Raw genomic sequence first — 14,565 nt, 5'->3', positions numbered from 1 at the left:
AGGGTCACCGACACCTTGTCGAAAAAGACATGGGAATCGGCCTTGGACCAGAGACCTATTCTGCCATTGATGTCCTCGGTCCAAAGGTAACCCACATACTTCGTCCCCTTCGGCTCACAATTTTTCGCAATCAAGACTGGCGATTGGATTACTTGGTTCAACAAAGGAGGATACAGTTGAAGATCATAATTAACGTAGCTTTGGCTTTTGCATTCGTGCTTATTTCCGTACCGGCATTTGCTTTTCATTCTGGCGGCGTCGCTGAGTGCGAAGGTTGCCACTCGATGCACAACTCGTTTGAAGGTGCCGCCAATGTGACCGGCATGACCCAGTATCAGTCCGGTCCGTACCTCCTGAAAGCTCAGGACCAGTCCGGTGCTTGCCTCAACTGCCACCAGGCTGCTGACACCACCCCCGGCCCCGTTACCGGCAAGGACAATGGCTACCACATCTCCACCGCAAACGTTGTTGCAAGTGACAGCACCACCCCCGTTGAATTAACCCCTGGTGGCGACTTTGCCTGGCTAAAGAAGACTATCATTGGGTACTTGCGTGGCCCCATAGTTTTTGAAGGCGACCGTCACGGCCACAACGTCATCGCTGTCGACTTCGGCTACACCCAGGACAAGGTCCTGACTGTTGCCCCTGGTGGCACCTATCCGGCAGCCAACCTGGCCTGCTCCTCCTGCCACGATCCCCATGGCAAGTACCGTCGTCTTGCTGACGGCACCAAGGCCACTACCGGTCTGCCGATCTTTAACTCCGGTTCCTACGTCAACAGCAAAGACCCGATCGCCAGTGTTTCCGCCGTCGGCGTGTATCGCCTCCTCGCAGGTGTTGGCTACCAGCCGAAGTCCCTTACCGGCTCCTACGCCTTTGCGAACCCGTCTCCGGACGCAGTTGCTCCGAGCAGTTACAACGGTCTCAACGACACCATCGCAGGCGGTAAAGACCGCGTTGCTTACGGCCAAGGTATGTCCGAGTGGTGTGCTAACTGCCACACCGCAATGCACAATGACACCTATGCCTCCGGCACCAAAGGGCTGGTTCACCCTGCAGGCAACGGCGCCAAGCTGCCGGCCGCCATCGCCGGCAACTACAACTCCTATGTTTCCTCTGGCATCAACGGCACCCCGGCTTCCAACGGCTACAGCGCCCTGGCTCCGTTCGAACTCGGTTCAGCTGACTATGCCGCCATCAAAACCTTCCAGGCTGCTCCGACTGCCGCCAACACCAGCAACAACGTGCTCTGCCTCTCCTGCCACCGCGCCCATGCTTCCGGCTTTGAGAGCATGGCCCGCTACTACCTGGGCAACGAGTTCATGACCGTCGCTGACGCAAGCAACGCAGCCGCTTACGACTCCAGCACCACCGAGAACAAGATCAACACCGGCTACAGCGTCACCCAGCAGCAGATGGCGTACAACGGTCGTCCGGCTTCACTCTTCGGACCGTACGCACGTGACTACTGCAACAAGTGCCACGCCAAAGACTAGTTCTAAGGGGGCTCGGTAGGGCTGGTCACTTCGTCAACAAACCGAGGTGCTGATGTTTAAGCATTACTAGGGGGGCTCACCATAGAAAAGGGGGACAACTGCTTGAGTTGCCCCTTTTTTCATATTTCATGCTGGTATAAGAGACGGGGTCAGTCTTCAACAATGGAGACAGAAAGATTGTCCAATTTACGGCTGGTCCGTCCACTGAAAGAAGCGGGGTAAGAGAGCGAGTCTAATGGCGAGGCTGTGCAACTAGACGGACTCCAAGCGCGGAACAAACTCTGCTGATCGTGTCGAAGCGTGGATGAGCTCCGGGACGTAGGGCTTTGTAAAGCGCTTCCCGAGTCAACCCCGCAGCTTGGAAGGGGAGGGGGACGCTGGTCAGTTGGTTGAGTTACTAGGAACAGAATCAAAAAGAAATTGAACGAAGTGACCAGCGGCCCCCTCAGAACCTGGGGTACTGACGGTTCATATCGGCCGAACTTGCCTGGAAATAGTTCCGGCACTATTCCGGCAGAATTTCCCACTGCCCTTCATGCGACAGTGCAGTTGACCAATTCATCCCACCAAGATCATCACGGTACTTCCCTCGTACTGTAGATGCTTGTTCGTATTCTGCGCGGTGTCCCATTAACTGACTGCATGACAGCACAAAAAAACGGGGTGGCTCAAACGCTGGTGGAAGGTATACAAGAATGAAATAGTGTGCGGCATTGTCAGGTCGGCGCTGTATCAACCAAAAGTTTTTAGTTGACTGGCCTTTCACATCAACCGTGAATGGGTATCCACCAGGGCTTTGGACAATCAAGTCTGATGCCGTAGCGTTACCAAAAGTCATCGATACCAAATAACCACGGCGTGTCAGTTCTGCAGCTGCATAAAATTGAGCACACCACTGAGTCTTATAGCGCGCTGTTTGCGAGCTGGGATTGACGACTCGATTACCTGTTGTTTTGACTGTCATGGATGCAGAGCTACCAATCACTTGCTCGTCAGGCTGATAGGTCATCTTAAGCCTCCAGATACCTTTAATTTCTGTAACATCCCCCGCCATTTCTGTCTATCCAGCTATCTCCCGTGGAGACGCACCCGTAAAGAAAATCACGTGTCGGAATTTTTACAAGCAAAATGATGTCCCAACTCACAGCTGGACCGGCCCCTGAGGGGGGGAAGGGGGACGCTGGTCACTTCGTCGACTTACTTCGGCCCCGATTGCGCGGAACTCAACCAACTGGCCAGCGTCCGCGCCTGTACATTTACAAATCCACGTCATCTTCGTTGTCTTTCCGGCCATGCGCTTCGCGCTCCAAGTGGCAGGCAGGATCTGCCAACATTACCAACCCAAAGGCTGCTTTGTTCTTCAGCAGCATTTTCGCCGCGTCGTGCCCGGTGCTGTTCACCACACTTAGAGAAGCAAGACGCCACGTGTTCACCCCCTCCACTTGAAACAACTCTCCAATGCCTAATGGCGAGGCTGTGCAACCAGGCGGACTCCAAGCGCGGAACAAACTCTGCTGATCGTGTCGAAGCGTGGATGAGCTCCAGGACGTAGGGCTTTGTAAAGCGCTTCCCTAGTCAACCCCGCAGCTTGTGCAATTTCGGCCATGCCGCGTGCTCGGGCGGCTACTCCTAAAGCATGGGCCAACTCTGCTGCGTCACCTTCTTCGATCACCATGGTGATGTACGCGGCAATGTCGGCTTCATTTTTTAGCTGTGTAGCAAGATCGAATTCCGGCAGGTCGGATACAACGATTTTTTTCGGCATGGGTCAATCCTCCAATCTGTCTGCCCGCTCCAAAGCGATGGCGATATCTGCTGTTTGTGTGGATTTGTCTCCACCACCGAGCATAACGATAAGGACTTTGTCACGTTCCACGTAGTACATTCGCCAACCGGAACCAAAGAACTCACGCATTTCAAAAACGCCGCGGCCTACAGGTTTCACGTCACCCAAATTGCCCCGCTGGACCTTGTCAAGGCGGCGAGCCAGCCGCAACCGAGTGGTGCGGTCTTTGACGCCATTTAACCAGGCATCGAATTCAGGCAGCGTTTTCACGATATACATAGCTTTATTGTAGTCGAACGATTACAACAATGCAAGAGGCTCAGCCGGTGCGAGCACACGCTCTACAAACTTGTGCCCTTACTACCTGGCACGCTAGCTTGGGCATGAGCATGCCGGAAAAAAATGGCAAGGAGGCCTAGTAGGAGATCGCGCTGCTGCAGCCGGGGGGAAGGTGATGTATTCGCCGTATCTACAAAGCGGGATTTGCCGAAGAGGTGTCGTTGCTATGGGGTAGGGTGTGTGCCGCACAAAAAGAGTTCCCGTGAGGCGGCCTTACTTGGTTGTCACCGACACCTTGTCGAAAAAGACATAGGAGTCGGCCTTGGACCAGAGACCTATTCTGCCGTCGATGTCCTCGCTCCAAAGGTAATCCACATATTTCGTGCCGTTCAGATACCCCTCGATCTTCCTGCCGTTGACAACCACCTTCAGAGTCTGCCAGCGGTTCGAGGGAACCGGCACCTTGTTAATCCACTGCACCGTCGAGCGCCTACCCTGGTCCAGCTTGAAGAAGACCAGGTTCTCTTCTTGGGCGTTGGCCCGGATGACCAGGTAATCCCCGTTGGGCTTGATGTTGAAAGCGATGCCAGCAGCTTGGTCGATCCTGCCGCTCACCGGTTTGAACGTAACCTCGATAATCCCCTCCTTGAAATCCTTGACCTCCTTTAAAACCGTAAGCGGGAAGTAGCGGTATTTCTCCAGGTTGCGCAGGAACTCCGAAGCGCCGTGCCCGTAAAGCGACTTTGCTTTTTCACCCACCGCTGGGGCCATGACCCCCTGTACCCAGTTCTTGCCGTCCACCGCGTACACAGTCCGGGCACCGTCCCGGTCCACGTGCCAAACACCGATCAGGGAGCTGAAGGCCTTGGCCTCTGCTCCTGGTGTGTCCCGGCTAAACTCGATAATGCGTGAGTCCTTGGCAAGGGCCGGTAAGCTGTCCATTCCGAGCGTCACGACTGCTACCAGTGTCATTAACAGAAATCGGGTCTTGTTACGGTTCATACGCTACTCCTGGAGAGTGCCGGCTGTTGCCTTGAAAATGAACGGGGCCTGGTTCGCCCAGGCCCCGTAGCTTGATCATCCTTTTTTTACTTTGATGGTGAGGGTCGTGCTGTTGATCTCCGTCTGGTCTTCATTGAAAGAGCGGGCGTTGTAGCGGTTCAGGTCGTAGATGAGACGGGCTTTCACCGTGTACTCGCCGGGCTTCAGCTCCGGCGCCCAAGGGAGAATACGCTCCTCGCCGGCCCTGATGTTTGCCTCGTGCGGCCCCTGAGCATCTGCCTGGCTCGCGGCGACGGCATCAGGACGCTTCTTGTCTTCCTCAAGGAACTTCCTGTCATCCGGGCGATTGCCGTAGGAGGGGGCGAACATCCACTCTTTGTTCGCGACCGCTTTGCCTTTCTTGTCGGTCACCACCACGTTGAGGTAGATCGCTCTGCGGTTGGAACCGGTCGGCACCGAGTGACCCGCGCCCACGTTGATAACGTGGAGGGTGATGGCCGGCTTGTCGGCGTCAGGCTGGCTGATCGCCATGCTCAGAGCGCTGGCAAGCCTCTGCTGCGAGCGTCCGCCGGTCCACAGGTGGCGCGCCACCGCACGCTCGGGATTGTTGAAGTCCTCAGCCACCTTGCGCATGGTGCGCGGCATGTGGCAGTCCTGGCACTGCTGCTTGCCCAGGCCCGGCTTGTTGAAATCCTCGCGCCACTCCAGGAAGGTCTGGGTCTGCTTTCCGACTACCCGTTTCCCCATGCTGTGGCAGTAGGCGCACATGGCCGAGGTTTGAATCGCGGGGTCGGCCACGGTCTCGTGCGGAGCGTTGACGCTATGGGGCCCCCTGATCTTCCCTTCGGGAGTCAGGTGGCAACTGGCGCAGGTGATCCCCGCCGCTTCGGTGGCCTTGGGGCGCCCCTTCGGCTTGGTCATCTCGGCAACGTTGATGTCCGGAACGGCAAATGGCTCGGGGTAATGGCAGACATTGCACGATTTCCCGTCCTCCTCCGCCTCGCGGGCGTGGATCGGGTACTGCTCGGTGCCGGCGAAGGCGTGGGCGGTCGCCGTGGCCGAGACCCCGGCCGGCATGGGAATCGCCTCCCCTTCCTTCTGCGGAATGGTGGTCGGCTTGTAGTGGATATCACCGCCAAAGCCGAAGGCGAATTCGCGGTAGATTGCCTTGTGGCACGCCCCGCAGGTTTGCGAGGGAGTGGCGGTCCCCTCGGGGTAGGTCGTCGGTTCCGCGAAGGCGATGGCGGCAGTGGCCGTGCTTGCCAGTAAGAGCGCCATTCCGGTTTTGATGCTTGCTGCGACAGTTTTTCTCATCAAATTCCTCCTTTTGTCGTATTGCTGTTGATCATGCTGCACCAATGGTTAAGATTCCCGGACCGGGAGTACGATTCTGAAGATGCTCCCCTTGCCAGGCTCGCTCTCCAATTCTATGCGCCCTCCGTTTACCTCCACCGCCCATCTCGCGATGGCCAGTCCCAAGCCAGTTCCGCCCACCTCCCGGGAGCGCCCGCTATCGATGCGGTAAAAACGGTCGAATACCTTCTTGGCGTGTTCGGGGGCGATACCGGGGCCACCGTCACTGACCTCGACGGTAGCCTCGCCGGCAGATACCTCGACACAGACACTTATCCGGCTTCCCTGCGGTGAGTACTTAATCGCGTTGTCCAGGACGTTCATCAGCGCCTGGCGTATCGTCCCGCGGTCGATGTCTGCAACCGCTTCTTGGCTGGCCATCAGTGCTATGTTCTGCTCTTTCTCTTCCGCTAACACCTCCAGGCATTCGATGACCTCCGACACCAAGGCGACCAGGTTGGTCGGCTCTGGCCTCAGTTTTAACGTCCCTGATTCCGCCCGGCTCAAGGTCAGCAGACTGTCCACCAGCTTGGTCAGCCGGTCCGCCTCTTCAAGCATGCTGGATATCACCTCGCGCAGCGCGTCGGCATCCAGACCCTTGCGCAGCCCTACCTCTCCCACACTCCGAATCGCAGTGAGTGGCGTCCTCAGTTCATGGGACGCGTCCGAGGTGAACCGGCGCAACCTGTCGAACGACTCCTCCAGACGGGCGAAGGTTTGGTTGAAGACCTGGGCAAGCTTGCCGAATTCGTCATCTTGCTCGACCGGCAGCCGCTCTGAAAGCCGATCCGCCGTGATCTCTCGGGCCTTCCCCGCCATGGTCTCGATGGGCGCCAAGACGCGACCGGCTAAGAGGTAGCCGCCTATCAGCGCCAGAACCAGCGCCAACGGCACTCCAAGGGAAAGGACGGTGCTGAGGCTTTTCAGACTGGCACGAAGGTTCGCCTCGTCCTCAGCGACCGTAATCAGGTATGCGTGCCCCGGTGCCGTAATCGTTAACGCCTTCAGACGAAATCCGAGGCCGCTTGACGCAACCCATGACCATGGCCTTTGGTGAGTCGGGGAGGGCGGAGCCTTTTCCATTGCTGCCCTGCTCCAATCCCCCGTTTCCGCCAGCACGACATTTCCATCTCGCACCTGGAACAGATCGACCGAACCGTGCTGGGCCAGTTCGTTTATTTCATTGGGCTGGTCCCGGGCAACCCGGGTAACCGTAGCCAAGTCACGATCCAACTGGGCATCCATGCTGCTCAGCAAACTGGAGCGCACCGACCAGTAGACCCCGAGGGTAAAGCAGAGGATGATTGCCGCAAGGGCTGCGGAGTACCAAAGGGTCAGTCGCAGGCGTATGCTTAGCTTCAGGCTCATATCACCTCACCGTTCACGGTGAAGCCCAGACCCCGCACCGTCTTAAGGAGCTTCAGCTTGAAGGGACCGTCGATCTTGCGCCGAAGGCGTGCAATATGGACGTCGATGACGTTATCCAGCGGCGTGGAGCGATCCTTAACCTGCCATACGTCCCTCGACAGCATTTCACGCGACACTATGTTGCCCTTGTAGCGCAGCAGGTACTCCAACAGTTCGAATTCCCGCGCAGTCAATTCGATCTCCTGGTCGTGGCGCACCACCTTTCGTGTCACCAAATCCAGGTCGAGGTCGGCGAGGAAGAGCTTCAACACCTGCTCTTTCTCTTTCTTCTCCCTGCGCAGGACGAGGCGTATCCGGGCCAGCAGTTCCGGAAAGGCGAACGGTTTCACCAGATAGTCATCGGCGCCGCTGTCAAGCCCCAGGACTCGGTCATCGACAGAATCTCGCGCAGTGAGAATCAGAACTGGCGTGTCGAACCCCTGCTTTCTAAGTGCGGTGAGAACCTCTATTCCATCGCGCCCCGGTAGCATCAGGTCAAGAAGGACAAGGTCGAAGACCTCCGTATTAAGCCGAAAGAACCCGTCCTCACCACTGCCGGCGACTGAAACCATATAGTTTTCCGCCTCCAGCCCCTTCTTCAGCGCTCCCGCGACCTTAGGCTCATCCTCGATCACCAGAATGTGCATCAGCTCCCTCCTTGTCTTTAATGTTATAGAAAGTTTCCAGTTTCACAACTGAAGTTATTCTGACGAAAAATTCAGGATTGCCTTGGTGGCTAGAGGAAGCTGCCGGTACTGGAATAGTTACCAAAGAGGCGGGGGAGAGAATGGTCCGGGTCGTGTTGTCGACGACTTACGTTGGATGGCAACAGGCACGTCTTGGCAAAACGGGGCAGACGTAGCGCGATTATTGGGAATCTCTCGCGGCGGAGTCGTTTGGGCTGCAGAAAGAGGAGAGGGCATCATCGATCGTGACGCTGACGCCCGCACGTTGTTAGAAATCATCAATGGCTAATAATCTGTCAATGGCTAGGAATGCGAGTGGAGAGAGGGGGCAGGACAGAGCTTCATCGGCGAGGTTCTTTTCCTGGGGGAAGAGCGTGAAAAGCCTTCGCTACCGAGAGGGGATGTGCCGCACAAAAAGAGCTCCCTCCTATAAAGGCTCTTTTTGTGCGGCACTACTGATAAGATTTACGCGGTTTTCCTTCTTCTCCAGAAGGCAAGACCGGCAAGACCGCCACCGAGGAGGAGGATGGTGGAAGGTTCCGGGACTACACCAACAGCGATGTTGTCTGCCTCGAAGGCTCGACCATAGCTGGTGAGCGAGAATGAATCAAACTCGGGAAGATCCAAAAGGTTAACATACCGGTTGTTGTCAGCGCTGGTCCAGCTGCCGGAGGCTTTTAAGGGATCAATGACTTGGGCCCCGGTGACGGTTTCAACTAAGTTACCGGCATTATAAAACTGGAGCACATTGTTGATTCCGAGACCGCCGTTGACCCCATCAATAGAGCCCCACCAGAGTCCGAAATAGTTAAAAGTATCGCCGAGCAACGCCTGAGTCCGGGTTGCTATAGCAGTACCGGTCGAATCCCTATACGGTACTGCGATATATCGGGTAGCATCGGCAGTTGACAGCGGATTCATGTATGCCGGAGCAGCTGCTACGCCACTTGCTGAGCCGGTACGAATAGTATAGTCCCCCGACCAGGCCCAAAGCGGAGCAGAGTCAAAAGTTTCTACTTGAACGCCACTGTACGGAGAACTATACCCCCCGTTCACAGGCAATGGCGCTGCGAAGTTGTAGTTAATGGTGTAAGCGCTGGCCCCTCCTGCTGCCAGCGATAACATCGCTCCTGCAAGTAGTGCCGTCAATTTTTTCATAGCTGTGCTCCTCCTCAACCGGGGTATAGTGTGCTCTAACGCTGTCAGGTCTACAGCAAATTACCTGCCAAATAAAAAAAACTAATCTATCTGCACCACTACAACATTAGGCGGACTCTGCGATGCTCGAGATGTAAAGATCCTCGACAGACATCGTGTAAAAATATCTGACACCATTCGGTTACAAAACCACGGTGGACGATGTTGCAGCCCACGGCAGGTATACTGCGCCGGCTGACACCACTCCGGCTAAAATAAGGTGTCACCATAGTCCTCCACCCTCTCCGATCCGATGACCCGGGACGCGATTCAACAATGGCAGAGATAGCATTCCGAAATATGGAATGCCGTTCAATTAAAACGGAGGGCCGTTCAATTAAAGTGGTGCTCCGCTTAACCAAGACGGTGCTCCGATATACAAAACCGGTGGTCCGATCAAGCTAAGCGGCATGCCGTTTAAAAATGTTGATGCTCCGTTCACCATGGATGGCATGCCGTGTAAAGAAGTTGGAGGTCCGGATAAATTTAACAGTGGTCTGTTCGAGGGGAGTGGGAGCTCCCATAGGTTGTAAGGTAGCGCCGATTTCATTTTTATGGCAGACCGATAGGCTGTGATGGAGGTCCGTTTTACAAAAGTGGTGCTCCGGTTAACAAAAGTGGAGGGCTGTTTAACTTATGTGGCATGCCGGTTAGTTTAACTGGTGCTCCAATTTACTTGTACGGTACGACGCTCAACCGAAACTGCGACCTCCGATTAGTAAAAGTGGAGTGCCAAATAGAAATTGCGGCATGCCGTTTATGTTGCATGGAGCTACGAAAAAGTTAAGCGGAGCGCCATCTAGACATAACGGCGCTCCAACTTCCTTGAACGGAGCTCCAACTAAGGTAAAGCGGCATACCGTTAAGATTATACGTCACGCCAGCTACACTCAACGGAGATCTAATCAGCGGAAACGGAGGCCCGAGGAAACCCATATGGATATCAATCAACGAGGGTGGGAGTACGGAGTGTGTTGGTGGGAGCAGCGTCTCGCGAACACCGCTGTCCAATTTTGATATGCGGGGGGCTGCGAACACAGAGGATCACAGAGGAAAAACAGAAGCAGGAAAATCACAAGATTTTTCGTGGTAAAAACAGGATTTAGCCTATTGCCTTTCCTCTGTGGTTCCTCTGTGTACCTCTGTGTACCTCTGTGTACCTCTGTGGTGAGTGCCTTTGAGGGAGTGGGGACGAAAACGCCTTCAGGAACCGGATAAGCTTTCGGGATTCCTGAAGGCGCTTTGCGAAAACTTGCCACCTGATTGTGTTGTTTAACTCTATGCCGGTGCAACCACCGTCTTTTTCCTGGGAGCACGGCCCTTCACTTCGATCCCTGCCTGCATCAGCGCGGGGATGTCTTCTTCCGTCGCAACCATCTGCAGGTAGGCGAGGATTTTCTTGAACAGATCGGTGAGCTGTTTCCGCGCGTCGTCTCGTAACTTGATCTGGAGGCGATCATAATTTACGGCGCCCTCCATTTTCAGCTCGTACAGATCTACCCCCTCTTTTAGCCGCACTAGAGAAACTGCTTGCTCGGGAGGGTTGCGGTAAATCGCCAGGCTGCTCAACCCGTTGTAGTAGCGGAGGGAGTTGCTCAGGAACACAGCGGGCTTACCTGACAGGTCTAAAGATAGCTGTAGCATAGGTCCTCCTTGCTGTTGTTGGTCGGTCACCCTTGCACGCCCCAATCTTATATTGGTTTATTTTAATGGCAAGTGCTCCGAAGAAAAAAATACGACTGGCTTTCCTGGGCATGAGGGACGCGTCTGCGGATACAGGAATGATCTTGCATCGGCAAGGTTGCAAAAGGGGGGAGAGGGGGCAGAGCCTGAATTTGCCCAGTGAGGAAGGTTGAGGAGCGAACGAACAAAGAGGTTGCAGCTTATGCTGTTGCCTCTTTGTTTATGGGTGTGTCGCTGTTATGACTTACATGGGCCTCTTTACGAGTCCGTTTTATCTGTTATCTTATGTTGGTCCTCTACTCATTAATAGCCTTCTGCAGCTTATGCCAGTCTTTGAGACAGTGAATCTATTCACTGAGGTCTTCTATGAGGATATTGAGGAGGCAATCGTCGCCGGTGTGCCTCGGCCTATAAACCTCACATCACTAAAGGACCAGGAATGCTCAAACGTCTCATCCTCTTCGCATGTCTGCTTGCCTCCGTCTCCACGGCGTCGGCCGCCGATCTCTTCCAGAAAACGCTCGTGGTAGGCAGCGAGGAAAATTTTCCTCCCTTCTCCATCGGCAGTACCGACGATACTGCCGGCGGTTTCGCGGTGGAGCTTTGGAAGGAAGTTGCCCGGGAAGCGGGGCTGAAATATACCATGAGGGTCAGGCCGTGGGGTGAACTGCTCCAGGATTTCAGGGACGGGAAGGTCGACGTCCTGATTAATATCGCCACCTCCGACGAGCGGCATCGCTACACCGACTTCAGCGTCCCGCACGTCACCGTCAACGGCGCCATCTTCGTGCGCACGGGGGACTCCAGCATCAGCTCCGAGGCGGACCTGGCGGGGAAGTCCATCATCGTGTTCAAATCGGACCTGGCCCATGAATACGCGGTCTCCAAAGGATGGCAAAAACAACTGGTGCTTGTCGACGACGCCCGTGAAGGGCTCAGGCTCCTTTCCTCCGGTAAGCACGACGCCATGCTGCTCAGCAAGCTTGCCGGGATGCAGACGCTGCGGGAGCTCGGCATCGACAACGTCCGGGCCTTGGGCATCAAGGCCGGTTATGCGCAGAAGTTCACCTTCGGCGTGCACAAAGGCGACTCGGACCTCCTCGCCGCGCTGAACGAGGGGCTGGCCCTGGCCAAGGCTGACGGGGACTACGACAAGCTGTACCAAAAATGGTTCGGCGTGTACGAGACCAAAGAGCCGACATTGATAGACATGTTGAAGTACCTGCTTCCCTTCGCGCTCTTCGTGGCGTGCCTTGCCGCCTATTTCTTCTACAGGCGCAGCTGTGAACGCAAAGAGTCCGAGGCTGCGTTACGCGAAAGCAAGCTGCGCCTCGACACCATCCTCGACAACGTCGGCGCCCACATCTTCATAAAGGACACCGATTACCGATACACCTATGTGAACCGCAAGGTCTGCGAGTTGTTCGGTAAACCCGAGGAAATGATCGTGGGCAAGACCGACGCCGCCTTTTTCTCCTCGGAATCGGTGGAGGAGATAGTCCTCAGCGACCGTCCGGTGCTCGAGGAGGGGCTCACGGTCAAAAGGGAAGAGACCGACCTTGCGGCAGAGAACGAGCAGCCGCACAGCTATTGGACGGTGAAGCTCCCGCTCCGGGATCGAAGCGGCGCCATATATGGTCTTTGCGGCATATCGACCGACATCACCGAACTGAAGCTGCTCGAGGACGAGGTGAAGAAAAAAAGCGCACAGCTTGAGGAGGAACTGGCTGAGCGGGAGATAGCACAGGAAACGCTGCAGGAGCAGACAATGCTGCTCGAGGAGGAGGTCGAGGAACGCAGTAGGGCCGAGGTCGCGCTCAAAAAGAGCGAGGAGACCGTTCGGCACAAATTAAAGGCGATCCTGGAACCGGAAGGGGATATCGGCGCCCTGGAACTCTCGGATATCATCGACAGCGAGATGCTCCAGGCCATGATGGAGGATTTCTACAGAATTACCGGGATGCTGGGGGCTGTTCTCGATGTCTCGGGCAAGGTGCTGGTTGCAGTAGGGTGGCAGGATATCTGCACCAAGTTCCACAGGGTCCACCCCGAGGCATGCAAAAACTGCCTGGAAAGCGACACCGTCCTTACCGAAGGGGTGGCGGCGGGAACCTACAAACTCTACCGCTGCAAGAACAACATGTGGGATATGGTGACTCCCATCGAGGTGGGGGGTAAGCATCTCGGCAACGTCTTCATCGGGCAGTTCTTCTACCAGGACGACCCGCCCGACCTGGAGTTTTTCCGTGAGCAGGGGAGGCGCTACGGGTTCGACGAGGCGCAGTACCTGGCCGCGCTGGATCGGGTACCTCGTTTCACCAGGGAAGCGGCTGACGCGGGGATGAAATTTTACGCCGAACTGACCAAGATGGTTTCCACGCTCAGTTTCACCTCCATAAAGTTGTCCAGGATGCTTGCCGAGCGCATCCACCTCGAAGAACAGCTCCGGCAGTCCCAGAAGATGGAGGCGGTGGGACAACTGGCCGGCGGCGTCGCCCACGACTTCAACAACATCCTGCAGGTGATCACCGGCTACGGCAACATGCTCATGATGAAAGAAAACCTCACCACGAAACAGCAGGAATGGGTAGATCATATCCTGTCCTCGGCTGAACGTGCGGCGCAGCTTACCAAGGGGTTGCTCGCCTTCAGTCGCAAGCAGGTGATCTGCCTGGAACCCGTGGACCTGAACGAGGTCATCGAGAACTTCAAGAAATTCATCCTCAGGGTCATCGGAGAGGACATACACTTGAAAACCGTAACCTACGGGGACCGTCTCATCGTGCACGCCGACGTGGGGCAACTCGAGCAGGTGCTGATCAACCTAGCGACCAATGCGCGGGATTCAATGAACAAAGGGGGGATACTGACCATCGAGACGGGGCTACAGACGGTGGACGCACCCTTTGACCACGAGTTCGGACGAGCGGAATCGGGACGCTATGCAGTGGTAACCGTGTCGGACAGCGGCAGCGGCATGGATGAGGAGACCCGCAAGAGGATATTCGAGCCGTTCTATACCACGAAGGAGGTCGGCAAGGGGACCGGCCTCGGCATGGCAATCGTCTACGGCATCATCAAGCAGCATAGCGGGATCATCAACGTTTACAGCGAGCCCGGGCACGGCACCACCTTCAGGATTTACCTGCCGGTGCAGGAGGCCGAACGGGGCGGGGCGGATCCCCAGGTCGTTCCGGTGCAGGCGCCGATGGGGGGAAGCGAAACGATCCTTTTGGCCGAGGATGATGCGGAAGTCCGCAAGCTCGCGGTGTCTATCCTTAGCCAGTACGGTTATGAGGTGATCCAGGCGGTGGACGGACAGGATGTCGTCGAGAAGTTCGCAGCCAACAGGGAAAAGATAGCGATGATCCTCATGGACATGATCATGCCGAAAAAGAACGGCAAGGAGGCCTATGAGGAGATCTCGCTGCTGCAGCCGGGTGTGAAGGTGCTGTATTCGAGCGGCTATACCGCGGACTTCATCCAGAACCGAGGGGTGTCGGAAGAGGGGATCGAACTGGTCATGAAACCGGTTCAGCCGATGGAACTGCTGCGCAAGGTCAGGGAGATGCTGGACCGCTGAGAAGGCAGACGGCGCTTCAGGGAGCCCACCTTCAAGAAAGGATTGATGTCCGCCGCGAGATCTGACAAAATGCCGACCTTTCGAAAAGTAACG

Annotated in this window: 12 protein-coding genes; 2 read left to right on the top strand and 10 right to left on the bottom strand. The window is 56.0% G+C overall.

Annotated features, from left to right (window positions below; genetic code table 11):
- The first annotated feature begins 176 nt into the window (after positions 1–176).
- Positions 177–1,496 (top strand): hypothetical protein, encoded by a 1,320-nt coding sequence (locus GBEM_RS13375; RefSeq protein ID WP_012531110.1) that lies wholly within the window; start codon positions 177–179, stop codon positions 1,494–1,496.
- A 232-nt stretch (positions 1,497–1,728) separates the two neighbouring features.
- On the opposite strand, the gene GBEM_RS22095 is transcribed toward GBEM_RS13375, so the two are convergent.
- The 10 genes from GBEM_RS22095 to GBEM_RS13330 form a co-directional block, all read right to left on the bottom strand.
- Entirely contained in the window at positions 1,729–1,845 is a 117-nt protein-coding gene (locus GBEM_RS22095) for a helix-turn-helix domain-containing transcriptional regulator (protein ID WP_449727599.1), read from the bottom strand.
- Positions 1,846–2,001: 156 nt separating this feature from the next.
- Positions 2,002–2,505: a hypothetical protein gene (locus GBEM_RS21270; RefSeq protein WP_148212916.1), complete on the bottom strand. Its 504-nt coding sequence runs from the start codon at positions 2,503–2,505 to the stop codon at positions 2,002–2,004.
- A 453-nt stretch (positions 2,506–2,958) separates the two neighbouring features.
- Positions 2,959–3,261 (bottom strand): addiction module antidote protein, encoded by a 303-nt coding sequence (locus GBEM_RS13365; protein WP_012531107.1) that lies wholly within the window; start codon positions 3,259–3,261, stop codon positions 2,959–2,961.
- Between the two features lie 3 nt (positions 3,262–3,264).
- Positions 3,265–3,561: a type II toxin-antitoxin system RelE/ParE family toxin gene (locus GBEM_RS13360; protein WP_012531106.1), complete on the bottom strand. Its 297-nt coding sequence runs from the start codon at positions 3,559–3,561 to the stop codon at positions 3,265–3,267.
- A 273-nt stretch (positions 3,562–3,834) separates the two neighbouring features.
- Entirely contained in the window at positions 3,835–4,563 is a 729-nt protein-coding gene (locus GBEM_RS13355; protein ID WP_012531105.1) for a family 16 glycoside hydrolase, read from the bottom strand.
- 75 nt (positions 4,564–4,638) lie between these two features.
- Positions 4,639–5,877, bottom strand: coding sequence for a cytochrome c (locus tag GBEM_RS13350; RefSeq protein WP_012531104.1), 1,239 nt, complete (start codon positions 5,875–5,877; stop codon positions 4,639–4,641).
- Between the two features lie 48 nt (positions 5,878–5,925).
- Positions 5,926–7,284 carry a sensor histidine kinase gene (locus GBEM_RS13345; RefSeq protein WP_012531103.1) on the bottom strand — a complete coding sequence of 453 codons (1,359 nt, stop codon included), beginning with the start codon at positions 7,282–7,284 and terminating at the stop codon, positions 5,926–5,928.
- Positions 7,281–7,970 carry a response regulator transcription factor gene (locus GBEM_RS13340; protein WP_012531102.1) on the bottom strand — a complete coding sequence of 230 codons (690 nt, stop codon included), beginning with the start codon at positions 7,968–7,970 and terminating at the stop codon, positions 7,281–7,283. The genes GBEM_RS13345 and GBEM_RS13340 overlap by 4 nt, the downstream gene beginning before the upstream one ends.
- Positions 7,971–8,474: 504 nt before the next feature.
- Complete coding sequence (locus GBEM_RS13335; RefSeq protein ID WP_012531101.1) at positions 8,475–9,167, bottom strand: Npun_F0296 family exosortase-dependent surface protein; 693 nt, start codon at positions 9,165–9,167, stop codon at positions 8,475–8,477.
- Positions 9,168–10,484: 1,317 nt separating this feature from the next.
- On the bottom strand, positions 10,485–10,850 hold the full coding sequence (locus tag GBEM_RS13330) for a hypothetical protein (protein WP_012531099.1): 366 nt from the start codon (positions 10,848–10,850) through the stop codon (positions 10,485–10,487).
- A 478-nt stretch (positions 10,851–11,328) separates the two neighbouring features.
- Here GBEM_RS13330 and GBEM_RS13325 point away from each other — a divergent pair, with 478 nt between their 5' ends.
- Positions 11,329–14,472: a PocR ligand-binding domain-containing protein gene (locus GBEM_RS13325; RefSeq protein WP_012531098.1), complete on the top strand. Its 3,144-nt coding sequence runs from the start codon at positions 11,329–11,331 to the stop codon at positions 14,470–14,472.
- Positions 14,473–14,565 lie beyond the last annotated feature (93 nt).

Source organism: Citrifermentans bemidjiense Bem (assembly GCF_000020725.1).
GTDB lineage: Bacteria > Desulfobacterota > Desulfuromonadia > Geobacterales > Geobacteraceae > Geomonas > Geomonas bemidjiensis.
The sequence above is the reverse complement of the archived record's forward strand: the minus strand, read 5'-3'. Positions and strand labels throughout refer to the sequence as shown.

Bases quoted from the DNA above. Each gene is read 5' to 3' on its own strand.
- GBEM_RS21270 (WP_148212916.1), bottom strand. From the start codon at position 2,505: ATGACCTATCAGCCTGACGAGCAAGTGATTGGTAGCTCTGCATCCATG.
- GBEM_RS13365 (WP_012531107.1), bottom strand. From the start codon at position 3,261: ATGCCGAAAAAAATCGTTGTATCCGACCTGCCGGAATTCGATCTTGCT.
- GBEM_RS13360 (WP_012531106.1), bottom strand. From the start codon at position 3,561: ATGTATATCGTGAAAACGCTGCCTGAATTCGATGCCTGGTTAAATGGC.
- GBEM_RS13355 (WP_012531105.1), bottom strand. From the start codon at position 4,563: ATGAACCGTAACAAGACCCGATTTCTGTTAATGACACTGGTAGCAGTC.
- GBEM_RS13350 (WP_012531104.1), bottom strand. From the start codon at position 5,877: ATGAGAAAAACTGTCGCAGCAAGCATCAAAACCGGAATGGCGCTCTTA.
- GBEM_RS13345 (WP_012531103.1), bottom strand. From the start codon at position 7,284: ATGAGCCTGAAGCTAAGCATACGCCTGCGACTGACCCTTTGGTACTCC.
- GBEM_RS13340 (WP_012531102.1), bottom strand. From the start codon at position 7,970: ATGCACATTCTGGTGATCGAGGATGAGCCTAAGGTCGCGGGAGCGCTG.
- GBEM_RS13335 (WP_012531101.1), bottom strand. From the start codon at position 9,167: ATGAAAAAATTGACGGCACTACTTGCAGGAGCGATGTTATCGCTGGCA.
- GBEM_RS13330 (WP_012531099.1), bottom strand. From the start codon at position 10,850: ATGCTACAGCTATCTTTAGACCTGTCAGGTAAGCCCGCTGTGTTCCTG.
- GBEM_RS13325 (WP_012531098.1), top strand. From the start codon at position 11,329: ATGCTCAAACGTCTCATCCTCTTCGCATGTCTGCTTGCCTCCGTCTCC.